The sequence below is a fragment of the Pseudoxanthomonas sp. SE1 genome (assembly GCF_029542205.1).
In the GTDB taxonomy this organism is placed as follows: Bacteria; Pseudomonadota; Gammaproteobacteria; order Xanthomonadales; family Xanthomonadaceae; genus Pseudoxanthomonas_A.
This window is the reverse complement of the sequence record NZ_CP113783.1, coordinates 2,655,028-2,681,161: the sequence shown is the minus strand read 5'-3', so window position 1 is coordinate 2,681,161 and position 26,134 is coordinate 2,655,028. Positions and strand designations below refer to the sequence as shown.

The window sequence follows — 26,134 nt, the reverse complement described above, 5'->3', positions numbered from 1 at the left end:
CGCATGGCAGGCCACTCTCACTATTCCGAAGGCTACGGCCCGGTCGGCCCCGCTCCCAAGGAGCACCAGGCCGTCTACACCACGCTGCACTTCGACAAGCCGTGGTCGTACGAGAACTATCTGAAGACCGGCGGCTACGCCGCGCTGCGCAGGATCATCGAAGAGAAGATCCCGCCGGCCGATGTCGTCGAGATGGTCAAGCAGTCCGGCCTGCGCGGCCGTGGCGGCGCAGGTTTCCCGACCGGCCTGAAGTGGAGCTTCATGCCCAAGGGCGATATGCAGAAGTACATTCTCTGCAACTCGGACGAGTCCGAGCCAGGCACCGCCAAGGACCGCGACATCCTGCGCTACAACCCGCATGCGGTGATCGAGGGCATGGCGATCGCGTGCTACGCCACCGGCTCCACCGTGGGCTACAACTACCTGCGCGGCGAGTTCCACCACGAACCCTTCGAGCACCTGGAAGAAGCCACCGCCGAAGCCTACAAGCATGGCTGGCTGGGCAAGAACATCCTCGGCTCGGGCGTGGACATCGACCTGTACAACGCGCTCGGCGCGGGCGCCTACATCTGCGGCGAAGAAACCGCGCTGATGGAGTCGCTGGAAGGCAAGAAGGGCCAGCCGCGCTTCAAGCCGCCGTTCCCGGCCAACTTCGGCCTGTACGGCAAGCCGACCACGATCAACAACACCGAAACCTACGCGTCGGTGCCGGCGATCGTGCGTAACGGCGCCGAGTGGTTCATGAACTTGGGCAAGCCCAACAACGGCGGCTGCAAGATCTTCTCGGTCTCAGGCCACGTCGCGAAGCCGGGCAACCATGAGATCCGCCTTGGCACATCGTTCGCCGACCTGCTCGAGCTGTGCGGTGGCATGCGCGAAGGACGCAAGCTCAAGGCGGTCATCCCGGGCGGTTCCTCGATGCCGGTGCTGCCGGGCGAGGTGATGATGGGCCTGACGATGGATTACGACAGCATCCAGAAGGCCGGTTCCGGTCTGGGATCGGGCGCGGTCGTCGTGATGGACGACACCACCTGCATGGTGCGTGCCTGCCAGCGCATCGCGCGGTTCTACTTCAAGGAAAGCTGCGGACAGTGCACGCCGTGCCGCGAAGGCACCGGCTGGATGTACCGCATGCTGACCCGCGTGGCCGAGCACAAGGCCACGATCGAGGACCTGCACACGCTTCGCGCGGCCGCGGGCCAGATCGAAGGCCACACCATCTGCGCGTTCGGCGAAGCCGCCGCGTGGCCGGTGCAGGGCATGCTGCGCCACTTCTGGCACGAATTCGAATACGCGATCGTCAACAAGCGTTTCCTCGTCGACGACGAGCGCGACGGCACGGTGGTCCGTTCCAACCTGGAGGTGGCCGCGTGAGTGCGCAGCCCGTGAATCCCAACCTGCCGCCGGACCACGTCACCGTTTTCATCGACGGTGTCGAGATGGCCGCGCCCAAGGGTTCGATGATCATCCAGGCCGCCGACAAGGCGGGCATCCCGATCCCGCGCTTCTGCTACCACGAGAAGCTGCCGATCGCGGCCAACTGCCGCATGTGCCTGGTGGAAGTCGAGAAGATGCCGAAGCCGGCGCCGGCCTGCGCCACGCCGGTGATGGATGGCATGAAGATCGCCACGCGCAGCGACAAGGCGTTGAAGTCGCAGCGCAACGTGATGGAATTCCTGCTGATCAACCATCCGCTGGACTGCCCGATCTGCGACCAGGGCGGCGAATGCGAGCTGCAGGACCTGTCGCTCGGCTACGGCCGCTCGGTCAGCCGCTTCCAGGAACGCAAGCGCGTGGTGCCGGACGAGGACATCGGTCCTCTGGTCGCCACGGAGATGACCCGCTGCATCCAGTGCACGCGCTGCGTGCGCTTCACCGCCGACGTCGCCGGTACCTACGAGCTGGGCGGCATGTACCGCGGCGAGAACCTGCAGATCGGTACCTACGACGGCAAGCCGCTGACCACCGAGATCTCCGGCAATGTCATCGACGTGTGCCCGGTGGGCGCGCTGACCAACAAGGTGTTCCAGTTCCGCGCCCGTCCGTGGGAACTGATCGCGCGTGAATCCGTGGGCTTCCACGACGCGATGGGCTCCAACGTGTTCTATCACTCGCGCCGCGGTGAAGTGCTGCGCGCGGTGCCGCGCGAGAACGAAGCCGTCAACGAATGCTGGCTGTCCGACCGCGACCGCTATTCGCACCAGGGCCTGTACGCCGATGACCGCGCGGTGAAGCCGCTGCAGAAGATCAATGGCGAGTGGCGCGAAGTGTCCTGGGCCGAAGGCCTGGCCGCCGCTGCCGAGATCCTGCGCGCGAACAGGGGCGACAGCCTCGGCGTGCTGGTGCACCCGGCGGTGTCGAACGAGGAGGGCGGCCTGCTGGCCAAGCTCGCCGACGGCTTGGGCACCGGCAACCTGGATCACCGCATCAACAACCGCGACTTCTCCGATGGCGCGGTGGCCGAGCCGTTCGCGCTGCCGCTGGCGGAGATCGAGCAGGCCGATGTCATCGTGCTGTTCGGCACCAACATCCGCCACGAACTGCCGCTGCTGCACCAGCGTATCCGCAAGGCCGTCCGCAAGGGCGCCAAGGTGCATGCGGTCAATCCGGTCGACTTCGACTTCGCGTTCAGTCTGGCGGGCAAGCAGATCGTCGCACCGTCGAAGTTGGGCGAAGCATTGAACGGAGCCGCATTGCGCGATGTCGCCAGGGGCGCCAACCGTGCGGTCGTGATCGTCGGTGGCGTCGTCGAGAACCATCCGCAGGCCGCCGCGCTGCGCGCTGCCGCCGGCGAGTTCGCCACCGCGACCGGCGCTTCGCTGTGCCGCATCCCGCAGGGCGCCAATGCCGTTGGCCTGGCGCGTCACGGCGTGCTGCCGAGCGGTCGCGACGTGGCCGGCATGTTCGCCGAGCCGCGCAACGCCTATGTCATCTACGGCATCGAGCCGGGCCTCGATTTCGCCGATACGCCGGCCGCGTCGCGCGCGCTGGCCTCTGCGAAGGTCGTGGCGTTCAGCCATTTCGCGTGCAAGTCCACGCGCGACGTGGCCGATGTGATCCTCCCCATCGGTCTGCTGCCGGAAATCGAGGCGACGCTGACCAACCTCGACGGCGTGGACCAGCGCACGCAGGCCGCCGGCAAGTTGCCGGGTGAAGCACGCGAAGGCTGGAAGGTGCTGCGCGCACTCGGCGGCGAACTGCAGCTCGCCGGCTTCGAGTTCACCGATGTTGCAGGGATGCGCGATGCCATCAGCAACGCGAAGCCCGTCGTGATCGCGAAATCCGCAGCACCTGCACTGAATGGTCAGGGACTGGAACTGGCCGTCAGCGCGGCGATCTATCGCACCGACGGTACCGTCCGCCGCGCCGAAGCGTTGCAGGCGCACCCGCTGAACGTGGGTGACCGCATCGTGCTGAATCCTGCCGACGCGCAGGCCGCCGGCGTCGCCGAAGGCCAGATGGCCAAGGTCGGCAACGGCATCGGCACGGCCGCGTTGCCGGTAGTGGTGGATGCCCGCGTCGCGGCGGGCGCCGCGTGGATCGAGAGCGGCTACGGCGCGACTGCGCCGCTGGGCGCAGGACGTGTCACGGTGGTGAGCGCATGAACGAGCTGTTGATCAACGCCGTCGGCCCCCTGCGCGAGTGGTTCTTCGGGCTGGGCGACATCGGCATGGCGCTGTGGATCGTGCTGAAGATCCTGGTGATCGCCATGCCGGTGATCATCTCGGTTGCGTTCTACGTGGTGTGGGAGCGCAAGCTGATCGGCTGGATGCACGTGCGCCACGGGCCGATGTACGTGGGCATGGGCATCTTCCAGGCCTTCGCCGACGTGTTCAAACTGCTGTTCAAGGAAATCATCCAGCCCAGCAGCGCGCAGAAGACCATGTACATCCTGGCGCCGCTGATCACGCTGGCGCCGGCGTTCGCGGCATGGGCGGTGGTGCCGTTCGACTACCAGTTGGTGCTGTCGAACGCCAATGCCGGCCTGCTGTACCTGCTGGCGATGACCTCGCTGGGCGTGTACGGCATCATCATCGCCGGCTGGGCGTCGAACTCGAAGTACGCGTTCCTCGGCGCGATGCGTTCCGCCGCGCAGGTGGTCAGCTACGAGATCGCGATGGGCTTCGCGCTGGTCGGCGTGCTGATCGCCGCCGGCAGCCTGAACCTGACCGACATCGTGATGGCGCAGTCCGGCAACGCTGGCTTCTTCGAGTGGTTCTGGCTGCCGCTGTTCCCGCTGTTCATCGTGTACTGGGTGTCCGGCGTCGCCGAGACCAACCGCTCGCCGTTCGACGTGGTGGAAGGCGAGTCGGAAATCGTCGCCGGCCACATGGTGGAGTATTCGGGTGCGGCGTTCGCGCTGTTCTTCCTGGCCGAATACGCCAACATGATCCTGGTCAGCTTCCTGGTGTCGCTGTTCTTCCTGGGCGGCTGGCTGAGCCCGCTGCAGGGCTGGATCACCGCCGACGTATCGCCGTGGATCAACTGGATCTGGGCCGGCGGCTGGCCGTGGCTGCTGCTGAAGGTGCTGTTCTTCGCCAGCGCCTACATCTGGTTTCGCGCCAGCTTCCCGCGCTACCGCTACGACCAGATCATGCGCCTGGGCTGGAAGGTGTTCATTCCGCTGACCATCGCGTGGATCGCGGTGACGGCGTTGTTGGTGTTCTTCGGTGTGTTCGAGAAGGGTGTGTAAATGAACAAGGTTGTGCACTACTTCAAGAGCCTGATGCTGCTGGAACTGATGCAGGGCCTGTGGCTGACGCTGAAGTACACCTTCAAGCCGAAGTACACGCTGATGTACCCGATGGAGAAGTTCCCGCAGTCGCCGCGCTTCCGCGGCCTGCACGCGCTGCGCCGTTACCCGAACGGCGAAGAGCGCTGCATCGCCTGCAAGCTGTGCGAAGCGGTCTGCCCGGCGCTGGCCATCACCATCGACTCGGCCCCGCGCGAGGACGGCACCCGTCGCACCACGCGCTACGACATCGACCTGTTCAAGTGCATCTACTGCGGCTTCTGCGAGGAAAGCTGCCCGGTGGATTCGATCGTGGAGACGCACGTGCTGGAGTACCACTTCGACAAGCGCGGGCAGAACATCGTCACCAAGCCGCAGCTGCTGGCGATCGGAGACCGGCTGGAAGCCGAGATCGCCGAGCGCCGCGCCGCCGACGCCGCCTTCCGCTGAGGTCCGAAGAATGGATTGGGTCCTGATCAGTTTTTACGCTTTCGCCACCGTCGCGGTCATCGCCGCCGGCGCAGTGATCAGCGTGCGCAACCCGGTGCATGCCGTGCTGTGCCTCATCCTGACGTTCTTCTCGGTGGCCTGCACCTGGTTGCTGGTGGGCGCGGAGTTCCTGGGCGTCGCGCTGATCCTCGTCTACGTGGGCGCGGTGATGGTGCTGTTCCTGTTCGTGGTGATGATGCTCGACATCGATGTCGACGCGTTGCGCGAGGGCTGGGTGAAGTTCCTGCCGGTCGGCCTGCTGGTCGCCGTGGTCATGCTGGCGCAGATGCTGGTGCTGATCGGCATCAAGGCGAAGATGGCGATGCCGTTCCAGGACAACGCCGCGTCCGCCGCTGCCGAAGTGTCCAACACCGCGTGGCTGGCACGCACGCTGTTCACCGAGTTCCTGCTGCCGTTCGAGTTCGCCGCCGTTATCCTGACCGTGGCGGTGGTCGCCGCCGTGATGCTGACGCTGCGCAAGCGCACCGGCATCAAGACGCAGGACCCGGGCGAGCAGTCGCGCGTGAAGGCGCGCGACCGCATCCGCATGGTGTCGATGCCGGCCGAGAAGCCGGTGCGCGAAACGCCGGCCAGCGCCCCGGCAGAAGGGGAGGGCAAGGCATGATTTCCGTAGGCCACCTGCTGGCGCTCGGCGCCGTGCTGTTCTGCATCAGCCTGGCCGGCATCTTCCTGAACCGGAAGAACGTCATCGTGCTGCTGATGTCGATCGAACTGATGCTGCTGTCGGTGAACATCAACTTCGTCGCGTTCTCGCGCGAGCTCGGTGACGCGGCCGGCCAGATCTTCGTGTTCCTCATCCTGACCGTGGCCGCGGCCGAGGCCGCCATCGGCCTGGCGATCCTGGTCACCCTGTTCCGCACCCGGCGCACGATCAACGTGGCCGAAGTCGACACGCTCAAAGGCTGATGCACCGATGACCGGTATGGAAGTCCTCCTCTCCAAGAACGTGCTGCTGGCCATCGTGCTGGCGCCGCTGCTGGGCAGCATCATCGCCGGGCTGTTCGGCCGCTTCGTCGGTCGTGCCGGCGCGCACACCGCCACCATCCTGGGCGTGGCGACCAGCTGCGCGCTGTCGTGCTGGGTGCTGTACCAGCTGGTGGCGCAGGGCGCGTCGCCGTTCAACCAGAACCTGTACACGTTCTTCGAAGTGGGCAACATCACCGGCCACGTCGGTTTCATGATCGACAAGCTGACCGCGATGATGATGGTCGTGGTGACCTTCGTGTCGCTGCTGGTGCACATCTACACCATCGGCTACATGGCCGAAGATCCGGGCTACCAGCGCTTCTTCAGCTACATCTCGCTGTTCACCTTCAGCATGCTGATGCTGGTGATGAGCAACAACTTCCTGCAGCTGTTCTTCGGCTGGGAAGCGGTGGGCCTGGTGTCGTACCTGCTGATCGGCTTCTGGTTCAAGCGGCCGACGGCGATCTTCGCCAACATGAAGGCCTTCCTGGTCAACCGCGTCGGCGACTTCGGCTTCCTGCTCGGTATCGGCTGCGTGCTGCTGATGTTCGGCACGCTGGATTACGCCACCGTGTTCGCCAACTCACCGATGCTGGCCGGCAAGGCCGTGCCGGTGTGGTCTGGCGCGCTCACGCTGTTCGGCGAAACCTGGCAGGTCCTGGACCAGCCGGTGATCTGGTCGATGGCGACGCTCACCTGCATCTGCCTGTTCATCGGCGCGATGGGCAAGTCGGCGCAGGTGCCGTTGCACGTGTGGCTGCCCGATTCGATGGAAGGCCCCACGCCGATCTCGGCGCTGATCCACGCGGCGACGATGGTGACCGCCGGCATCTTCATGGTGGCGCGCATGTCGCCGCTGTTCGAGCTGTCGCAGACGGCGTTGGACTTCGTGCTGTTCATCGGTGCGACGACCGCGCTGTTCACCGGCCTGATCGGCATCGTGCAGAACGACATCAAGCGCGTGGTGGCGTACTCCACGCTGTCGCAGCTGGGCTACATGACGGTGGCGCTGGGCGTGTCTGCGTACTCGGCGGCCGTGTTCCACCTGATGACGCACGCCTTCTTCAAGGCGCTGCTGTTCCTGGCGGCGGGCTCGGTCATCATCGGCATGCACCACGAGCAGGACATGCGGAAGATGGGTGGCCTGCGCAAGCACATGCCCATCACCTGGATCACCAGCCTGATCGGCACGTTGGCGCTGGTCGGCACGCCGTTCTTCTCGGGGTTCTACTCGAAGGACACCATCATCGAGGCCGCCAAGCACCACCAGCACGTGGCGCACGAAGTGGGCGAGAAGGTGGCCGAGATGGGCGTGATGGCCGCGCAGGGATACCAGGGGCCGAGCGAGTGGATCGCCACCTACGGTTACTGGGCGGTGCTGCTGGGTGTGTTCGTCACCAGCTTCTACAGCTTCCGCCTGCTGTATCTGACGTTCCATGGCAAGGAGCGCTTCCGGGACGCGCATGCGGACCATGGCCATGGCCACGACGCCCATCACGACCACGCCCACGACGACCATGGTCACGACGATCACGGTCACCACGGCGCACACGAGCCGCACGAATCTCCCTGGGTGGTGACGGTGCCGCTGGTGCTGCTGGCGATCCCGTCGATCATCATCGGCTATTTCACCGCTGGGCCGATGCTGTTTGGCACCGACTGGACCGGTCACCATGAGGCGACGCCGTTCTTCCTGGGAGCGATCGACTTCCTGCGCCTCGACCCGTCGCTGGCCGTCTCACCACGCGATACCGTAATGGCGCTGAAGGACGAGCTGTGGCACGGCCCTTGGGCGCTCGCGCTGCATAGCGTGAAAACCCCCGCCTTGTGGCTGGCAGTGGGTGGCTTCGCGCTGGCGACGTTTCTGTACCTGTTCAAGCCAGACCTGCCGGGCAAGGTCCGCCACAGCACCGTTGGCGCCTTCCTGACCAACATCCTGGACAAGAAGTACTGGGCCGACCATCTCTGGATCAACGGCTTTGCCGGCGGCGGCGTGAAGCTGGGCAAGGCGTCGCGCGCCTTCGACAGCCACGTGATCGATGGCGCGGCGGTGAACGGTACGGCGAAGCTGGTCGACCTGGGGGCGCAGTTGCTGCGCAAGACCCAGTCCGGCTACCTGTACCACTACGCGTTCGCGATGATCGTCGGCCTGATCCTGCTGCTGGGCGTCGTCATCAAGTTTTGGCAGTAACGACCTGACACCGCTGCGTGCGGATCGTCCTGGCGAAGAACTCAACGGATAACACAACGTGTCGAACTGGCCCCTGCTTAGTGTTCTGATCTGGCTGCCCATCCTGGGTGGCGCGCTGGTGCTTGCCCTGGGCAACGCCCGGGCCGATGCCGCCCGCTGGCTGGGTCTGGTGGTTGCGGTGCTGACGTTCGTGGCCAGCCTCGGCCTGCTGACCGGCTTCGACTACGCGAATCCGAGCCTGCAGTTCATCGAAACCCACGCCTGGATCCCGAGTTTCGACATCCACTACAACCTCGGCGCCGATGGCATCGCGGTGGCGCTGTTGCTGCTCAACACGCTGATCACCGTGCTGACGCTTGCAGGCGCGTGGGGTTCGGTGAACAAGCGTGTGGCGCAGTACGTGGCCGCGTTCCTGATCCTGGAAGGCCTGACCAACGGCATCTTCGCTGCCAGCGATGCGGTGCTGTTCTACGTGTTCTTCGAAGCGATGCTGATCCCGATGTTCCTGATCATCGGCGTCTGGGGCGGTCCGCGCCGCATCTATGCCTCGCTGAAGTTCTTCCTGTACACGTTCCTCGGCTCGGTGTTGATGCTGGTCGGCCTGGTGTATCTGTACATCAAGGGCGGCAGCTTCCAGCTGGCCGACCTGTATGCGCTGCCCTTGAATGCGAAAGAACAGATGTGGCTGTTCTTCGCATTCCTGATCGCGTTCGCGGTGAAGATCCCGATGTTCCCGGTGCATACCTGGCTGCCGGACGCGCATGTCGAGGCGCCGACCGCGGGCTCGGTGATCCTGGCGGCGATCGCGCTGAAGATCGGCGGCTACGGCCTGCTGCGTTTCAGCCTGCCGATCGTCCCCGACGCCGGCCATGAGTGGGCCACGTTCGTCATCGTGCTGTCGCTGATCGCCGTGGTCTACGTGGGCCTGGTGGCGCTGGTGCAGGACGACATGAAGAAGCTGATCGCCTATTCGTCCGTTTCGCACATGGGCTTCGTCACGCTGGGCATCTTCATCGCCTTCAGCCTGGTGCGCGACGCCGGCAACCTGGACGGCGCGCGCCTGGGCCTGCAGGGCGCGATGGTGCAGATGATCAGCCACGGCTTCATTTCCGGCGCGATGTTCACTTGCGTCGGCGTGCTGTACGACCGCATGCACACCCGCATGATCAAGGACTACGGCGGCGTCATCAACACGATGCCGTGGTTCGGCGCATTCTTCATCCTGTTCGGCATGGCCAACTCCGGCCTGCCCGGCACCAGTGGCTTCGTCGGCGAGTTCATGGTCATCCTGGCCTCGTTCCAGTTGCACCCGCTGATGGCCTTCTTCGCCGCCACCACGCTGGTGATCGGTGCGGCCTACACGCTGTGGCTGGTCAAGCGCGTGATCCTCGGCGACGTGGCGAATGCCCATGTGGCCGAGCTGAAGGATGTGTCCCTGCGCGAGGCATTGGTACTGGGTGGGTTCGCCGTCTGCGTGCTGGCGCTGGGCGTGTATCCCAAGCCGCTGACCGACCTGATGGAGCCGTCGATCGCGCAACTGGCGATGCAGCTCGCCAACAGCAAGCTGTAAGGAAGAATCATGACGACGCCGATGCCCATCTCCGCCGCCGACCTGCAGCCGCTGCTGCCAGAACTGACCCTGATCGGCGGCGCGTTCGCGCTGCTGATGCTGGACCTGTTCCTCGACAATTCCCGCCGCTTCATCACCCATGCGCTGGCGCTGGTCGTCATGGCCGCCGTGGTCTGGATGCTGGCCACGGGCGTGGGCGGGCAGGGCGCCGTGTTCAGCGGGATGTTCGTGCGCGACACGCTGGCCGATGTCAGCAAGGTCGTGATCGTCGCGGTGAGCGCACTGTCGCTGGTCTACGGTTGGCCGTACCTGCGCGAGCGCAACCTGTATCCGGGCGAGGCGCCGGTGCTGGTGATGTTCGCGACCGCCGGCATGATGATGATGGTGTCCGCCGGCAGCCTGGTGATGGTCTACCTGGGCCTGGAGCTGTTGGCGCTGTGTTCGTACGCGCTCGTGGCGCTGAACCGCGACGACGGGCTGGCCACCGAGGCGGCGATGAAGTACATCGTGCTCGGCTCGCTGGCCTCGGGCCTGCTGCTGTACGGCATGTCGCTGGTGTATGGGGCGACCGGCTCGCTGCACCTGCCGGCGATCTTCGATGCGACCGGAGCCGCCTTGGGCGGCAGCAGTGATGCACGCATGCTGTTGCTGACGGGTGTGGTGTTCATGGTGGCAGGCGTGGCGTTCAAGCTGGGCGCGGCACCGTTCCACATGTGGCTGCCCGACGTCTATCAGGGCGCCTCCACGCCGGTGACGCTGTTCATCAGTGCGGCACCGAAGCTGGCCGCGTTCGGCATGGCATTCCGCCTGCTGCAGGACGGCCTGGGCCCGGCGGCGGCGCAGTGGCAGTGGCTGCTGGCCGGTCTGGCGGCGGCGTCACTGGTGATCGGCAACGTCATCGCCATCGCGCAGACCAACCTCAAGCGCATGCTGGCGTACTCGACGGTGTCCCACGTCGGCTTCCTGCTGGTCGGCTTCGCTGGCGGCGGCGAAACCGGATACTCGGCGGCGCTGTTCTATTCGATCAGCTACGCCACCATGTCGGCGGCGGCGTTCGGCGCGATCATCGTGCTGTCGCGGCAGGGTTTCGAAGCCGACAGGATCGACGACTTCAAGGGCCTCAATGCGCGCAATCCGTGGCAGGCGGGCCTGGTGCTGTGCGTGATGGCGTCGCTGGCCGGCGTGCCGCCGTTCCTGGGCTTCTGGGCCAAGCTGGTCGTGCTGGGCGCGGCGGTCAATGGCGGCTTCCTGTGGCTGGCCATCGTCGGCGTGCTGTGCGCGGTGATCGGTGCCTTCTACTACCTGCGCGTGATCAAGGTGATGTACTTCGACGAGCCGGTGGGCGAAATACCGCCGCCGCGGGCGGACCGCGTGGTGCCGCTGGTGTTCGGCGTCAATGCACTGGCCTTGCTGGCGCTGGGCGTGGCATGGAATCCGATCATGGCGTGGTGCAAGCTGGCGTTCGCCGGCTGACCGTACGCGACGGGGAGTTACCGCCGGAGAAAGGCGCCGGCGGCGCGCGATGAACGCGATGTTTCAAGTTGGTGCATGACAAGGCTTGCAATGCACCGGCGTATTCATCATAATTTCGCTTCTGCTGCGGGGTGGAGCAGTCTGGCAGCTCGTCGGGCTCATAACCCGAAGGTCGCAGGTTCAAATCCTGCCCCCGCTACCATGTTTGTCCGAGGCCGCCTGAGTACAGGCGGCCGACGAAAAACCTGGGCACGCAACGACGCATGTTCCCGTCGTTGCACCGACATCCAGCGTATCGGACAAGGGGCCCATCGGGCCCCTTGTCTGTTTCAGCGGCACGCAACACCACGAACCATTGGCAGCGAACCCGTGAGCGACAAGGCCAACGACATCGCCAACCTGCTGGCTCCCACCGTCCAGGCACTGGGCGTGGAACTGCTTGGCATCGAATACCTGCCGGCCCCCGGCGGCGCTACGGTGCGCCTGTACATCGACGTGCAGGAAGCCGAGCGCGCCACGCGGCACGTCAACATCGAGGACTGCGAAGCGGTGAGCCGTGAAGTGTCGGCGCAGCTCGACGTCGAGGACCCGATCACGGGCAATTACACGCTGGAAGTCTCCTCGCCCGGCGTGGACCGTCCGCTGTTCCAACTGGCGCATTTCGCACGCTTCGTCGGCGAATCGGCCAAGGTGGTGCTGAAGTTGCCGCAGGAGCGCCGCCGCCGGCTGCAGGGCACGATCAGCCGCATCGAAGGCGAGGACATCGTGTTTGCGCTGGACGGCGCCGAAATGACGGTGGCGTTCGATAATATCGACAAGGCGCGCCTGGTCCCCGACTGGGCCGCGCTGGGCCTGGCGCCCGAGAAACCCGGTGGCGGCCGCAAGGCCGGTGCCAAGAAGGCCGGCGACGCCAAGCGCGCGCCTGCCAAGAAAGCAAAGAAAAAACCCAACCAACCGGCGGCCCGCAAGCCGCGCGCGGAGTGATCAATGAGTAAGGAATTGTTGCTGGTCGTGGATGCGGTGGCCAACGAAAAGGGCGTGCCGCGCGAAGTCATCTTCGATGCCATCGAGGCCGCCCTGGCGTCCGCCGCCAAGAAGCGCTACATGGACCAGGACGTGCAGGTGCGCGTCACGATCGACCACAAGGACGGCAGCTACGAGACGTTCCGCCGCTGGGAAGTGGTGGCCGACGACGTGGTGATGGAATCGCCCGATCGCCAGATCCGCCTGATGGACGCCGAGGACGAAGCCGAAGGCGCCGAAGTGGGCGACTGGATCGAAGAGAAGATCGAGAACCCCGATTTCGGCCGCATCGCCGCGCAGGCCGCCAAGCAGGTCATCGTGCAGCGCGTCCGCGAAGCCGAGCGTGCGCAGGTGGTCGATGCCTGGAAGGACCGCGTGGGCGAACTGGTGACCGGCGTGGTCAAGCGCGCCGAGCGCGGCAACATCTACGTGGACCTGGGCGGCAACGCCGAGGCCTTCATCCCGAAGGACAAGGGCATCCCGCGCGACGTGCTGCGCGCCGGCGACCGCGTCCGCGGCTACCTGTTCGATGTGCGCTACGAACCGCGCGGCCCGCAGCTGTTCATCAGCCGCGCCGCACCGGAATTCATGATCGAGCTGTTCAAGCTGGAAGTGCCGGAAGTGGGCCAGGGCCTGGTCGAGATCAAGGCCTGCGCGCGCGATCCGGGCGACCGTGCCAAGATCGCGGTGCTCGCCCACGACACCCGCACCGACCCCATCGGCGCCTGCATCGGCATGCGCGGTTCGCGCGTGCAGGCCGTGAGCAACGAGCTGAACGGCGAGCGCGTGGACATCGTGCTATGGAACGACAACCCGGCCACCTTCGTCATCAACGCGATGGCGCCGGCGGAAGTGCAGTCGATCATCGTCGATGAAGAGAAGCACTCGATGGACCTGGCCGTGGCGGAAGACCGCCTGGCGCAGGCGATCGGCAAGGGCGGCCAGAACGTGCGCCTGGCCAGCCGCCTGACCGGCTGGCAGCTCAACGTCATGACCGCCGACCAGGTGCAGGCCAAGAGCGAGGCCGAACAGGCCGTCGCCCGCCAGCTGTTCATGGACAAGCTGGAAGTGGACGAGGAAATCGCCGCCATCCTGGTCGCCGAGGGCTTCAGCACGGTCGAGGAGATCGCCTACGTGCCGGTCGGCGAACTGCTGGCCGTCGAGGGCTTCGACGAGGACATCGTCGAGGAACTGCGCTCGCGTGCCCGCGACGCCCTGCTGAACGAGGCGCTGGCCGAGGAAGAGGGCCTGGAGGAAAACCACCCGGCAGAGGACCTGCTGGCGCTGGAGGGCATGGACGAAGAGACCGCGTTCGCGCTGGCCTCGCATGGCGTCCGTACCAGCGAGGACCTGTCCGACCTGGCCGCCGACGAAGTGGTCGAGTTCGGCATCGAGGGCCTGGACGAGGGTCGCGCCGCGGCGCTGATCCTGGCCGCCCGCGCCGAGGAAATCGCCCGTCTGGAGCGCGGCGAATGACCGCCCTCCGGGCTCGCCTGGGACGCGGCGCATGAGCCACCCATGAACACCGCCCTGGCACCCGCAGGGCTTAGAATTCCCCCTCTTGAACAGGGTTGCCCCACCACCACCGGGGGGGCGCAACACCCAACCTAGGATCCGAATGTCGCAGCAAACCACCATCCGCAAGCTCGCTGAACTGGTCAATACGCCGGTCGAGAAACTCCTGGAGCAACTGGCCGAGGCCGGGATGAGCTTCAGCGGTCCCGACCAGGTCGTGACCAGCATGGAAAAAGTGAAGCTGCTCGGCTTCCTCAAGCGCTCCCACGGCAAGAGCGATGCCGCCGCGGATGATGCCGGCTCCAAGAAGATCACGCTGAACCGCCGCAAGGTGCAGGAAGTGACCGTCGCGGCCGGCCGCAGCAAGACCACGGTGAACGTGGAAGTGCGCCAGAAGCGCACCTACGTGAAGCCGACCGACGCCGAATCCGTCAGCACCAACTGGCAGAACGAGCCGGACCCGGAGCGCGCCGAGATCCTGCGCAAGCTGGAAGAATCCCGCCAGCGCAACCTCGACGAACAGCAGCGCCTGGCCCAGGAAGACGCCAAGCGCGCCGAAGAGCTCGAGCGCCGCCGCCAGGAAGAAGCCGCCGCCCGCGCCGAAGCCGAGGCCGCGCGTGCGCAGGCCGACGCCGAGGCTGCCGCGCTGGCCGCCGGTGCCGTCGCCGTGGACGGCGACGAACCCGCGCGCCCGGCCAAGCCGGCCACCCCGGGCCACCACGTGCCCAAGATGGTCGTGCGCAAGGATCCGCCGCGCACCGACGACCGCAACAATGCCGCGGCCGCCAAGCACAAGACCCGCGGTTCGCACGCGATGGTGGCCGGCGTCGAAGACGACGACAACACCAGCCGCTTCGCCGGCCAGTTGCACCTGTCCGCCGCCGACCGTGCCCGTCGCGGCGCTTCGCGCGGCAAGCCCAAGCCGCCGCGCCGCCATGAGCAGAGCCGCGGTGGCGGCGGTGCGCACGGTTTCGAGCGCCCGACCGCGCCGATCGTGCGCGAAGTGGCCATCGGCGAGACCATCACCGTGGCCGACCTGGCGCAGAAGCTCGCGCTGAAGGGCGGCGATGTGGTGAAGGCGCTGTTCAAGATGGGCGTGATGGCCACCATCACCCAGTCCATCGACCATGACACCGCTGCGCTGATCACCGAGGAACTGGGCCACAAGGCTGTCCGTGCCGACGCCAACGACGTCGAGAACGAACTGCTGGCGCATTCGGAAGAGCAGCAGGGCGAGAAGGTCGCGCGTCCGCCGGTGGTCACCATCATGGGCCACGTCGACCACGGCAAGACCTCGCTGCTGGACTACATCCGCCGCACCAAGATCGCCAGTGGCGAAGCAGGCGGCATCACCCAGCACATCGGCGCATACCACGTGGAAACGCCGAAGGGCGTCATCAGCTTCCTCGACACCCCGGGCCACGCCGCGTTCACCGCGATGCGTGCCCGTGGCGCCAAGCTGACCGACATCGTGGTGCTGGTGGTCGCGGCCGATGACGGCGTCATGCCGCAGACCCGCGAAGCCATCCAGCATGCGAAGGCGGCCAAGGTGCCGCTGATCGTGGCGGTGAACAAGATCGACAAGTCCGACGCCGACCCGCTGCGCGTGAAGAACGAGCTGCTGGCCGAGGAAGTGGTCGCCGAAGATTTCGGCGGCGACACCCAGATGGTCGAGATCTCGGCCAAGACGGGGCAGGGCGTGGACAACCTGCTGGATGCCATCTCCATCCAGGCCGAACTGCTGGAACTGAAGTCGGTCGAAGACGGTCGCGCCAGCGGCGTGGTCATCGAATCCTCGCTGGACAAGGGCCGTGGCCCGGTCGCGACGGTGCTGGTGCAGCAGGGCACCCTGAAGAAGGGCGACTACCTGGTCTGCGGCGTCCAGTACGGCCGCGTGCGTGCGCTGTTCGACGAGACCGGCGCCCAGCCGCCGTCGGCCGGCCCGTCCATCCCCGTGCAGGTGCTCGGCCTGTCGGGCGTGCCCGAGGCCGGCGACGACTTCGTGGTGGTCGAGGACGAGCGCCTGGCCAAGGACGTGGCGCAGCAACGCGATGCCAAGCGCCGCGAGTCGCGCCTGGTGCAGTCCGCCGGCAGCCGCATGGAAGACATCATGGCGCAGCTGGGCAAGGGCGAAGGCCAGCTCAGCCTCAACCTGATCATCAAGGCCGACGTGCAGGGTTCGGTGGAAGCGCTGCGCCATTCGCTGACCGCGCTGTCCAACGAATCGATCCGCATCAACATCATCAGCTCCGGCGTGGGCGGCATCACCGAGTCCGACGCCAACTCCGCGGTCACCTCCAAGGCGACCGTCATCGGCTTCAACGTGCGTGCCGACGCCTCCGCGCGTCGCATCATCGAATCCAATGGCGTGGACCTGCGTTACTTCTCGATCATCTATGACGTGATCGACCAGGTGAAGCAGGTGGCCTCCGGTCTGCTGGGCGTGGAGATCCGCGAAGAGATCATCGGCATCGCCGAAGTGCGCGACGTGTTCCGCAGCTCCAAGTTCGGCGCGGTCGCGGGCTGCATGGTGGTCGAGGGCACGGTCAAGCGAAACAAGCCGATCCGCGTGCTGCGTGCCAGCACGGTGGTGTTCGAAGGCGAACTGGAATCGCTGCGCCGCTTCAAGGAGAACGTCGACGAAGTGCGCAACGGCACCGAGTGCGGCATCGGCGTGAAGGCCTACAACGACGTGCAGCCGGGCGACCAGATCGAGTGCTTCGAGCGCATCGAAGTGCAGCGCACGCTCTGATCATGCCCACCAAGTCGTTCCACCGCACCGACCGCGTTTCCGCCCAGCTCCGCCGCGAGCTGGGCACGCTGGTGCACGAGGCCGTGCGCGAGCACGGCCTGCCGTCGGTCAGCGTGTCCGACGTGGAAGTCACCCGTGACATGGCGCATGCCAAGGTGTTCGTCACCGCCCTGATGCCCGAGCGTTCCGCGGAAGCCGTGAAGGGCCTGAAGGAACTGGCCTGGGGCTTGCGCATGGAACTGGCACGTCGGGTCAAGATGCGCCACGTGCCCGAGCTGCATTTCCACTACGACGATTCCGTCGACCGCGGCGAGCGCATCGAGAACCTGCTGCGCGACCTGCCGCCACCGCCGGCAGACGAAGAACCGCGGGATCCGTAAGCGGGCGGCGTCTGGCCTGGGCACGATCGAGCCTGCCGCCGTACCGTCACATGGGACGGTCCACGCGGCCGGTGTTCGTGCCCAACCTGGGAGCGGCTGTTGTAGGAGCGCGCCATGCGCGCGATGCTCCTGCTCTGCCCACCCATGCGAAGAGCATCGCGGGCATGGCCCGCTCCTACAGTAAGGAATGCGCCTCTCCCGATGTCGCCGCCGAAGCTCAAGTTCCGTTCGCTGGATGGCCTGCTGCTGCTGGACAAGCCGCAGGGGATGAGTTCGAACGCCGCACTCCAGGTCGCACGCCGGCTGTTCCGGGCAGAGAAGGGCGGGCATACCGGCAGCCTCGATCCGCTCGCCACTGGCCTGCTGCCACTGTGCTTCGGTGAGGCGACCAAGATCGCCGGCCTGTTGCTGGGATCCTCCAAGGCCTACGACACGGTCGCCGTGCTGGGTGTCACCACCGATACCGACGATGCCGACGGTGCGACGCTGCGCGAGCGGCCGGTGCCGGTGCTGGATGCCGCCACCGTCAAGGCCGCGCTGGTGCCCCTGACAGGGCGCATCCGCCAGCGGGCCCCGATCTATTCGGCGCTCAAGCAGGGCGGCGAGCCGCTCTACACCAAGGCCCGCCGCGGAGACGTCATCGAGGCGCCCGAGCGTGATGTCGACGTCCACGCCATCGAGGTGCTCGAGATCGCCCCGGGCCGGCTTTCCCTGCGCGTGGAGTGCGGTTCGGGCACCTATGTGCGCAGCCTGGTCCGTGATCTGGGCGAGGCGCTGGGCTGTGGTGCCCACGTGGCCGAACTGCGTCGTCTCTGGGTCGATCCGTTCAGGCAGCCACGCATGTATTCACGGGACGCGCTGCAGGCGTTGGCTGAACAGGGTGGAGAAGCCGCCCTCGAGGCGTGCCTGCTGCCCATCGAGGCCGGCTTGGCCGGCTTCCCGCGCGTGGATGTCGACGCCGTCGATGCGCGCCGGCTCGCGCAGGGCCAGAAGCTGCGCGGACATCCCCCCAGCGACGGCCCGGTCGCGATCCACGGGCAGGAAGGCCGGGTCCTGGGGCTGGGTACGGTCGGCCCCGATGGCACGCTATCGCCGCAGCGATTGTTCGCCTGGGCCGTAGCCGGTACCGCCACCAAGGCCGGCAACACTCAATAAAACCTTGTTTCACAAGGCCCCCGCGGCTACACTACGCCGCCGGTTTCGCACCGGCGTTTCCTTATTTCCCCAGCTTCATCAACGGCGAGCCAGGCGGTGCGCGCGGAGGACAGCCCGCGTTCCTGCAGGCCACGCATCAACGAGAGAACAGCATGTCCGTCGATACCCAGAAAGTGATTGCCGACAACGCCCGTGGCGCCAACGATACCGGCTCCCCGGAAGTGCAGGTCGCCCTGCTGACCGCGCGCATCGAGCACCTGAGCGGCCACTTCAAGACCCACAAGAAGGACCACCACAGCCGTCGTGGTCTGCTGCAGCTGGTCAACCGCCGCCGCAGCCTGCTTGATTACCTCAAGAAGAAAGACAACGAGCGCTACAAGACCCTGATCGAAAAACTCGGTCTGCGTCGCTGATATACCCCCACCGCGGCGCAGAGATGCGCCGCGGTTTGCATTTCAGGGAACGGAATGCGCTGCATCCGCTGGCCGCACCGGGCCCGCCCCTCAAAGCTCCATCGGCCGGACGCATCCGGCCAGCCGCACGCGACAAGGGTCGCGTGAGGTCCAACCCGCACAAGGCATCTCAAGGAACCAACGTGGCAAAAATCACCAAAACCTTCCAGTACGGCAAGCACCAGGTCACCCTGGAAACCGGCGAAATCGCCCGCCAGGCCGGCGGCGCCGTCGTCGTCAAGTTCGATGACACCGTGCTGCTGGTTACCGCCGTGGCGGCGAAGTCGGCCCGCGAAGGCCAGGACTTCTTCCCCCTGACGGTCGACTACCAGGAGAAGTTCTACGCCGGCGGCCGCATCCCCGGTGGCTTCTTCAAGCGCGAAGGTCGCGCGACCGAGAAGGAGACGCTGATCTCCCGCCTGATCGATCGCCCGCTGCGCCCGCTGTTCCCGGAAGAATTCCGCAATGAAGTGCAGGTCATCGCCACGGTGATGTCGCTGAACCCGGAAATCGACGGCGACATCCCGGCGCTGATCGGCGCCTCCGCGGCCGTCGCCCTGACCGGCGCGCCGTTCAACGGCCCGATCGGTGCCGCCAAGGTCGGCTACATCAACGGCGAATACGTGTTGAACCCGACCGTCAGCGAACTGAAGGACTCCAAGCTGGAGCTCGTCGTCGCCGGTACGTCCAACGCCGTGCTGATGGTCGAATCCGAAGCCGCCGAGCTGTCCGAAGACGTGATGCTGGGCGCGGTGATGTTCGGCCACCGCGAAATGCAGAAGGTCATCAACATCATCAACGAGCTGGTCACCGAAGCCGGTACCAAGAACTGGGAGTGGTCTGCGCCGGCCAAGAACGAGGCGATGATCTCCGCGCTGAAGGAAGCCGTGGGCACCCAGCTCGAGTCCGCCTTCCAGGTGCGCGACAAGCTGCAGCGCCGCGACGCCATCGCCGCCATCAAGAAGGACGTGATGCAGCAGCTGGCTGGCCGTGCCGAAGCCGATGGCTGGAGCGCCGGCGCGCTGTCGAAGGAATTCGGCGAGCTGGAATACCAGACCATGCGCGGTTCCGTGCTGGCCACCAAGGTCCGCATCGACGGTCGTGCGCTGGACACCGTCCGCCCGATCTCCTCCAAGGTCAGCGTGCTGCCGCGCGTGCACGGCTCCTCGCTGTTCACCCGTGGTGAGACGCAGGCGATCGTCGCCGTCACCCTCGGCACCGCGCGCGATGGCCAGGTGATCGACGCCGTCGGCGGCGAGTGGAAGGACCACTTCCTGTTCCACTACAACTTCCCCCCGTTCTCGGTGGGCGAAGCCGGCCGCATGATGGGCCCGAAGCGTCGCGAAATCGGCCACGGCCGCCTTGCCAAGCGCGGCGTGCTCGCCGTGATGCCGACGATGGAAGCCTTCCCGTACACGATCCGCGTGGTCTCGGAAATCACCGAGTCGAACGGCTCCTCCTCGATGGCCTCGGTCTGCGGCAGCTCGCTGGCGCTGATGGATGCCGGCGTGCCGATCAAGGCGCCGGTGGCCGGCATCGCGATGGGCCTGGTGAAGGAAGGCAACGACTTCGTCGTGCTGAGCGACATCCTGGGTGACGAAGACCACCTGGGCGACATGGACTTCAAGGTCGCCGGTACCGCCAACGGCGTGTCCGCGCTGCAGATGGACATCAAGATCGAAGGCATCACCGAAGAGATCATGAAGCAGGCGCTGACGCAGGCGAAGGCCGGCCGGTTGCACATCCTGGGCGAAATGGCCCATGCGATGACCTCGCCGCGCCAGGAGCTGAGCGAGTTCGCGCCGCGCCTGATCACCATCAAGATCCACCCCGACAAGATCCGCGAAGTGATCGGCAAGGGCGGTTCGGTGATCCAGGCCATCACCAAGGAAACCGGCACGCAGATCGACATCCAGGACGACGGCACCATCACCATCGCCTCGGTCAACGGCGCCGCCGGCCAGGCCGCCAAGGCCCGCATCGAGCAGATCACCTCCGACGTCGAGCCGGGCCGCATCTACGAAGGCAAGGTCGCCAAGATCATGGACTTCGGTGCGTTCGTCACCATCCTGCCGGGCAAGGACGGCCTGGTGCACGTGTCGCAGATCTCCAACGACCGCGTCGAGAAGGTCAGCGACGCGCTGAAGGAAGGCGACGTGGTCAAGGTCAAGGTGCTGGAAGTCGACAAGCAGGGCCGCATCCGCCTGTCGATCAAGGCCGTGGAAGAAGGCGAGGGCGTGTCGGCCGAGTAAGCCGCACGACATCGCGACGCGATACGGAAAAGCGGGCTTCGGCCCGCTTTTTCTTTGCACGGGCATGAGCCGTGAGAAGTGCGGCTACTCCCTCTCCCCGCAGGCGGGGAGAAGGATTCAGGCCATGCACGATCGCGCAGGACACAGCGTCTTCATGCGTGCGCCGACGGCTGTCATGCGGTCGACGATAATGACGTGCATGGAATCCAAGAAGACGCACGCCGCAGCATCCGCATCGCTCTGGTCCGGCCGCGGGCTGGTGCTGCTCGGCATCGTGCTGTCCGCGTTCAACCTGCGCACGGCGGTGACCTCGCTGACGCCGCTGCTCGACACCTTGGGCGATGCGTTCGGCTTCGGTGCCACCATGACCGGGGTGTTCGGCATGCTGCCCACGGCGGCGTTCGCAGTGTTCGGCGTGGCGACGCCTGCGCTGGCGCATCGCATCGGCCTGGAGCGCACCGCATTGCTCGCCATGTTGCTGGCGATGCTGGGTCTGCTGTTGCGCAGCGCGGCCGGCGACACGACCGCGTTGATGGCCGCCTCGCTGACGGCGCTGGCCGGCATGGGCATCGGCAACATCGTGCTGCCGCCGCTGGTGAAGCGCTACTTCGCCGATCGCGTAGGCACGGTCAGCACGCTGTACATCACCGTGCTGCAGGCCGGCACCATTCTGCCCGCGCTGGTCGCCGTACCTGTGATGGAGGCTGCCGGCTGGCGCATCTCGCTGGGTTTGTGGGCGGTGTTCGCCGCCGCATCTGCGGGGCCCTGGTGTCTTGTTCTGTGGCAGGAGCGTGGGCGCAACACGCCGCTAGCGCGTGTGCACGACGCAGCGGTCACTGTCGACGACGAAGCGCCCGAACTGGCGGCGCCGCGTCCCACAGGTCGCGCGTGGCGCTCGCCGGTGGCCTGGGGCATGGCGCTGATGTTCGGCATGACATCGCTGGTGACGTATTCGATGTTCACCTGGCTGCCGAAGCTGCTGGTCGAAGCCGGTGGCACGCCGGCACTGGGCGGCACGATGGTGGCGCTGTTCTCCACGCTCGGCCTGGTGGCGTCGCTCAGCATGCCGCTGATCGCGGTGCGCATGCGCAACCCCTTCATCGTGGTGGTGGTCTGCGCGGGCTTCTACGCTGCAGCGTTCGCCGGCCTGCTGCTGGCGCCGATGGCCGCCCCGGCGCTGTGGGTCGCGCTGCTGGGGCTGGGGCCGAGCACGTTCCCGCTGTCGTTGACCATGATCAACCTGCGCACGCGCACGCCGGAAGGCTCGGCGTCGCTGTCCGGCTTCATGCAGGGCGTGGGCTATACGCTGTCCTGTGCTGGCCCGCTCACGTTCGGCCTGCTGCACGAACACACGCACGGCTGGGCGTTGCCGATGACGTTCCTGTCCGCATGCATCGTGGTACTGGTGATCGGTGGCTACCTGGCCTGCCGGCCGAGGTATCTGGAAGACACCTGGCACGCGTGAGTAGGATGGGTTGAGCCGCAGGCGATACCCATCATCGTGGCCTCGAAGTGCTCCTTGATGGGTATCGCTGCGCTCCACCCATCCTACGAGCTGGAGCCGGAGTTCACGATCCCCAACACGCGTGGTTGGTTGATTGTCGGGAATGGAACCTATCGCCTGGTGCCGGCCGTGCCCGACCATCACGCCCCCTTGGGCGAGGCCCTCGACGAGATCCTGCGGCTTGAGCCGAATCCGTTCTTCGGTTCATTGGACGATGTCCGCGCGCACCTGCGTGGTTAAGCCGGCCAGGCCGAGCATCGGCCACTGGAATGTGGATGATGAGGCGACACGGGCGGTGGTCCATGCCGCGGGCAACGCCCGTAAGCCCCTGGCCGGCGACTTTCCGATTCTCGACCTCGATACGCATACGGCTCGGGTGCGACCCGCAGATCCTCGAACGCGAATGTCCGTGCTTCGAGGTGCAAGCCTGGATATGTCGGCTGCCAATCCCTGGGTATCGGCTTCGAGGCACGGAGTGTCGCGCTTCACCCGTGGCGTGTCGGCGGCGAGTCCCCGACGTTTGAAGCGACAAGCATGTCCGGCTCGCGCGCGAGACTCCGCGCGTTGCCGGCGAAACGCGGTGGATCGCGTGCGACTCTTTTTCAGTGACGTGTCAGTTTCCGGACATCGCCGGCGAGTGATGCGGACTCGACGACGAGCACATGAGAGTCACGCATGACACGGGGGTGTATCTCGCGTAGGCCCGCACGTGTTGAAGGCCAGCCCATCGGACCAGTGTTCCGGACACCGGCGCCCCCCGTTGTTCCGGCCATACCGACTGTTCACAAGAAGTCACAACGACTTCCGGCAGGGGTTTGCCGGCCGGCGCAGTGCTATCTAGTCGTTTTCCTGACACCGCTGGGGAGCACCCGCATGACCACCCGTCGTGACCTGTTCAAGCTGGGCGCGCTGGCCGCCGCCGCGGCCGCGCTGCCGTCCTTCGCCTCCGCTGCCAGCGAGGGCAAGCCGGTGGGGAAGGCGTCCAAGCCGCTGAACATCCTGATCCTCGGCGGCACCGGCTTCACCGGGCCGTTCCAGGTCGACTACGCGCTCAAGCGCGGCCACAAGGTCACCCTGTTCAACCGCGGCAAGCGGCCCTCGCCGGAATGGCCGGGTGAAGTGGAACAACTGCACGGCGACCGCAACACCGGCGACCTCGCCTCATTGAAGGGCCGCAAGTGGGACGTCTGCATCGACAACCCCACCAGCCTGCCGTTCTGGGTGCGCGATGCCGGCCAGGTGCTGAAGGGCAACGTGGGCCACTACCTCTTCATCTCCACCATCTCGGTGTATGCCGAAGGTGGCAAGCCCGGCATCAACGAGGATTCTCCGCTCGCCGTATACAAAGGCAAGGACGCGATGGCCGAAACGCAGCAGACGCTGCGTGCCGACATCGAGAACCTGTATGGCTCGCTGAAAGCACTGAGCGAAGCCGAAGCGCACAAGCAGTTCGGCAGGAACGTCACCATCGTGCGTCCCGGCTACATCGTCGGCCCGCGCGACGAGACCGACCGCTTCACCTACTGGCCGCACCGCGTGGTGCAGGGCGGCGAGATCCTGGTGCCCGGCGAGGGCAACGACCCCATCCAGATCATCGACGGCCGCGACCTGGGCGAATGGATGATCCGTCTGGCTGAAGCGAAGACCTACGGCACCTTCAACGCCTGCGGCCCGGACTACACACTGGGCATGGACGCCATGCTGCATGGCTGCCAGGCCGTCACCGGTGGCGGCATGACGCTGACCCACGTGTCCCCCGGGTTCCTCGAACAACAGCAGGTCGGCCTGCCGATCTGGGTGTCGCCGACGCACCCGCAGTACGGCGGCTACGGCGCGGTCAGCAATGCGCGCGCCATCGCGGCAGGCCTGACCTTCCGTCCACTCGCGACCACCGTCACCGACCTGCTGGCGTGGTTCCGCAGTCTGCCGGCCGAGCGCCAGGCCAAGCTCAATGCCGGCATCACCCGCGAGAAGGAAGCCGAGCTGCTGAAGGCGTGGCACGCGCGCAGCGGCTGAGCACGACGCTATCCCTGCAGGAGGGGCTTCAGCCCCGACCCGTCACCCCAGGCGCGTCGCCGCCCACGGATATGCGCGCCTGCATGCTGCGCGGTGCCTGCCATCGGACGGGTCCGGCAAGCATCGGGGCTGAAGCCCCTCCTACAGGAGCCGGCGCTTATCGCTCCCGTCGTACCAGCATGCGGTTCACCGGGCCGCGGCGTTGCCAGTCGGGGACCACGCGCTCGGCGGGTGCGCTGGTCACCGGCATCGGGGTGGGGGCATCCGGCACCACCAATGATGGAATCGATGTGGCGGTGGTTGCCGCAGCGTCCACCTTCGGCGCGATGTCGGTGCCCTGCATGAGGCCCAGCGGCGCATAGCCCGTGTAGCCGGGGAACACCTGGCTGAGGTTGGCGTTGCCCATGCGGCGGATCAGGATTTCCGACATCACGCGGCGGTAGTCGGTGGTCACAGGCACGTCGCCGAAGGTGGGCGAGAGGGTTTCCGGATTCAGGCCGGGCCAGCTGCCGTAGAAGCGGCGTCCGTTGACCGGACCACCCAGCACCAGCATCGGATTGCCGTAGCCATGGTCGGTGCCGCCGTTGGCGTTGGCGCGCACGCGGCGCCCGAATTCCGACTGCACCACCACCGTCACCCGCGCCATCTCGCCGGTACCGTTGAGTTCGGCGTAGAACGCGGCCAGCGCCTGCGAGAGCTCCGCGATCTTGTTCTGGTAGTAGTGGTAGCCGCTGCCTGCCGTGCCCTGGCCCTCGTGCGTGTCCCAACCGCCGAGATCCAGCGTGGCGTAGCGCAGGCCGAGGTTGAAGCGGATGGTCTGCGCGATGGTCCACAGCTGCTGCGCGAAATTGCCCGTCGGCCAGCTGGCCGGCAGGCTGGCGTAGCCCTGCTGCCCGATCAGGCGCAGCGCGCCGTCCGCGCGGCGACCACTGGTCTCCATGCCGGTCTGGCCGTTCCACAGCGAGGCCACGGTTTCGCTGACGCCACGCAGGCCGCTGGGCGAGTCGCTGCGCGTGCGCTGCCAGCTCCACGCCGTGGTGTTGAGCGAGAAGTCGGACGGGCTGCTCATCGTCAGCGCGTCGATCGCGCCCATCAGGCCGGCGGGCTGCGTGCCGCTCACGCCGAGCGCAGGCAGGGTGCCGGTGCCGTTGGGCCGCGTCTCCCACGCGCGCGTCATCCATCCCGTCGGTGAGCCGTACTTCCCGGGTGTACCCAGGTCGATGTACAGCTGCGCATCGAAGTGGCTGCGCGTCACCGTGGTCGCCATGCCGCAGGCGTGGACGATGGCCATTCTGCCGTCGTTCCACAGGTCGCGCAGGCCGCTGGCCGAGGGATGCAGGCCGAAGCCGGTGCCGGCGCCGCCCGACAGGGTCAGCGGCAACGCGCCGTAGGCACCGCTGGTCTCGATCTTCAGGCTGGGGCGCGCTTCCTCATAGAAGCCGCGGTCCACGCCGTCGACCGGCACCACCAGGTTGAGGCCATCGATGCCGCCGCGCAGGAACAGATGCACGACCGTGTCGTAGCTGTTGACGGCGGCATCGGCGGGGTCGGCAAACATCAGGCTGCCGCCTGCAGTGCCGACGATGGCGGCCGCGCCGCAGCCTTTGACGAAGTCGCGTCGGGTCAGTCGGAAGTCGGTCATC

The 26,134-nt window shown here is 66.4% G+C and carries 20 protein-coding genes and 1 tRNA gene; 20 read left to right on the top strand and 1 reads right to left on the bottom strand.

Annotation, left to right across the window (positions count from 1 at the left end; all coding sequences use genetic code 11):
* Positions 1-3: 3 nt before the first annotated feature.
* From nuoF to OY559_RS12545, 20 genes are all read left to right on the top strand, one after another.
* Positions 4-1,374, top strand: a complete 1,371-nt coding sequence (gene nuoF / locus OY559_RS12640) for an NADH-quinone oxidoreductase subunit NuoF (RefSeq protein ID WP_277726594.1) — start codon at positions 4-6, stop codon at positions 1,372-1,374.
* The gene (gene nuoG, locus OY559_RS12635; RefSeq protein ID WP_277726593.1) at positions 1,371-3,605 is read left to right on the top strand and encodes an NADH-quinone oxidoreductase subunit NuoG; all 2,235 of its coding nucleotides are present in this window, start codon (positions 1,371-1,373) and stop codon (positions 3,603-3,605) included. Before nuoF ends, nuoG begins: the two co-directional genes overlap by 4 nt.
* Positions 3,602-4,693, top strand: coding sequence for an NADH-quinone oxidoreductase subunit NuoH (gene nuoH / locus OY559_RS12630; RefSeq protein ID WP_277726592.1), 1,092 nt, complete (start codon positions 3,602-3,604; stop codon positions 4,691-4,693). The genes nuoG and nuoH overlap by 4 nt, the downstream gene beginning before the upstream one ends.
* The gene (gene nuoI / locus OY559_RS12625) at positions 4,694-5,182 is read left to right on the top strand and encodes an NADH-quinone oxidoreductase subunit NuoI (RefSeq protein ID WP_055943845.1); all 489 of its coding nucleotides are present in this window, start codon (positions 4,694-4,696) and stop codon (positions 5,180-5,182) included. It begins immediately after the preceding gene.
* A 10-nt stretch (positions 5,183-5,192) separates the two neighbouring features.
* Entirely contained in the window at positions 5,193-5,846 is a 654-nt protein-coding gene (locus tag OY559_RS12620; RefSeq protein ID WP_277726591.1) for an NADH-quinone oxidoreductase subunit J, read from the top strand.
* Positions 5,843-6,148 (top strand): NADH-quinone oxidoreductase subunit NuoK, encoded by a 306-nt coding sequence (gene nuoK, locus OY559_RS12615; protein WP_277726590.1) that lies wholly within the window; start codon positions 5,843-5,845, stop codon positions 6,146-6,148. The genes OY559_RS12620 and nuoK overlap by 4 nt, the downstream gene beginning before the upstream one ends.
* Before the next feature lie 16 nt (positions 6,149-6,164).
* The gene (gene nuoL / locus OY559_RS12610) at positions 6,165-8,399 is read left to right on the top strand and encodes an NADH-quinone oxidoreductase subunit L (protein ID WP_277726589.1); all 2,235 of its coding nucleotides are present in this window, start codon (positions 6,165-6,167) and stop codon (positions 8,397-8,399) included.
* Between the two features lie 58 nt (positions 8,400-8,457).
* Positions 8,458-9,969 (top strand): NADH-quinone oxidoreductase subunit M, encoded by a 1,512-nt coding sequence (locus OY559_RS12605; RefSeq protein ID WP_277726588.1) that lies wholly within the window; start codon positions 8,458-8,460, stop codon positions 9,967-9,969.
* A gap of 9 nt (positions 9,970-9,978) precedes the next feature.
* A complete protein-coding gene (gene nuoN, locus OY559_RS12600; RefSeq protein WP_277726587.1) occupies positions 9,979-11,442 on the top strand; it encodes an NADH-quinone oxidoreductase subunit NuoN in 1,464 nt (487 codons plus the stop codon).
* Between the two features lie 125 nt (positions 11,443-11,567).
* A tRNA-Met gene (locus tag OY559_RS12595) sits at positions 11,568-11,644 on the top strand.
* A gap of 167 nt (positions 11,645-11,811) precedes the next feature.
* Entirely contained in the window at positions 11,812-12,426 is a 615-nt protein-coding gene (rimP, locus tag OY559_RS12590; RefSeq protein WP_277726586.1) for a ribosome maturation factor RimP, read from the top strand.
* Positions 12,427-12,429: 3 nt separating this feature from the next.
* On the top strand, positions 12,430-13,941 hold the full coding sequence (gene nusA, locus OY559_RS12585; RefSeq protein WP_277726585.1) for a transcription termination factor NusA: 1,512 nt from the start codon (positions 12,430-12,432) through the stop codon (positions 13,939-13,941).
* A gap of 142 nt (positions 13,942-14,083) precedes the next feature.
* Entirely contained in the window at positions 14,084-16,732 is a 2,649-nt protein-coding gene (gene infB, locus OY559_RS12580; protein WP_277726584.1) for a translation initiation factor IF-2, read from the top strand.
* Positions 16,733-16,734: 2 nt separating this feature from the next.
* A complete protein-coding gene (gene rbfA / locus OY559_RS12575; protein WP_277726583.1) occupies positions 16,735-17,112 on the top strand; it encodes a 30S ribosome-binding factor RbfA in 378 nt (125 codons plus the stop codon).
* A 201-nt stretch (positions 17,113-17,313) separates the two neighbouring features.
* Positions 17,314-18,267: a tRNA pseudouridine(55) synthase TruB gene (truB, locus tag OY559_RS12570; protein ID WP_277726582.1), complete on the top strand. Its 954-nt coding sequence runs from the start codon at positions 17,314-17,316 to the stop codon at positions 18,265-18,267.
* Positions 18,268-18,419: 152 nt separating this feature from the next.
* Positions 18,420-18,680, top strand: coding sequence for a 30S ribosomal protein S15 (gene rpsO, locus OY559_RS12565; protein WP_162336597.1), 261 nt, complete (start codon positions 18,420-18,422; stop codon positions 18,678-18,680).
* Between the two features lie 182 nt (positions 18,681-18,862).
* Complete coding sequence (pnp, locus tag OY559_RS12560) at positions 18,863-20,971, top strand: polyribonucleotide nucleotidyltransferase (protein WP_277726581.1); 2,109 nt, start codon at positions 18,863-18,865, stop codon at positions 20,969-20,971.
* Between the two features lie 199 nt (positions 20,972-21,170).
* Complete coding sequence (locus tag OY559_RS12555) at positions 21,171-22,436, top strand: CynX/NimT family MFS transporter (RefSeq protein WP_277726580.1); 1,266 nt, start codon at positions 21,171-21,173, stop codon at positions 22,434-22,436.
* Positions 22,437-22,493: 57 nt separating this feature from the next.
* Positions 22,494-22,715: a hypothetical protein gene (locus tag OY559_RS12550; protein WP_277726579.1), complete on the top strand. Its 222-nt coding sequence runs from the start codon at positions 22,494-22,496 to the stop codon at positions 22,713-22,715.
* Between the two features lie 633 nt (positions 22,716-23,348).
* On the top strand, positions 23,349-24,491 hold the full coding sequence (locus OY559_RS12545) for an NAD-dependent epimerase/dehydratase family protein (protein ID WP_277726578.1): 1,143 nt from the start codon (positions 23,349-23,351) through the stop codon (positions 24,489-24,491).
* 157 nt (positions 24,492-24,648) lie between these two features.
* Here OY559_RS12545 and OY559_RS12540 read toward each other — a convergent pair whose 3' ends face one another.
* Complete coding sequence (locus OY559_RS12540) at positions 24,649-26,133, bottom strand: DUF1501 domain-containing protein (protein WP_277726577.1); 1,485 nt, start codon at positions 26,131-26,133, stop codon at positions 24,649-24,651.
* Between the last annotated feature and the right edge of the window lies 1 nt (position 26,134).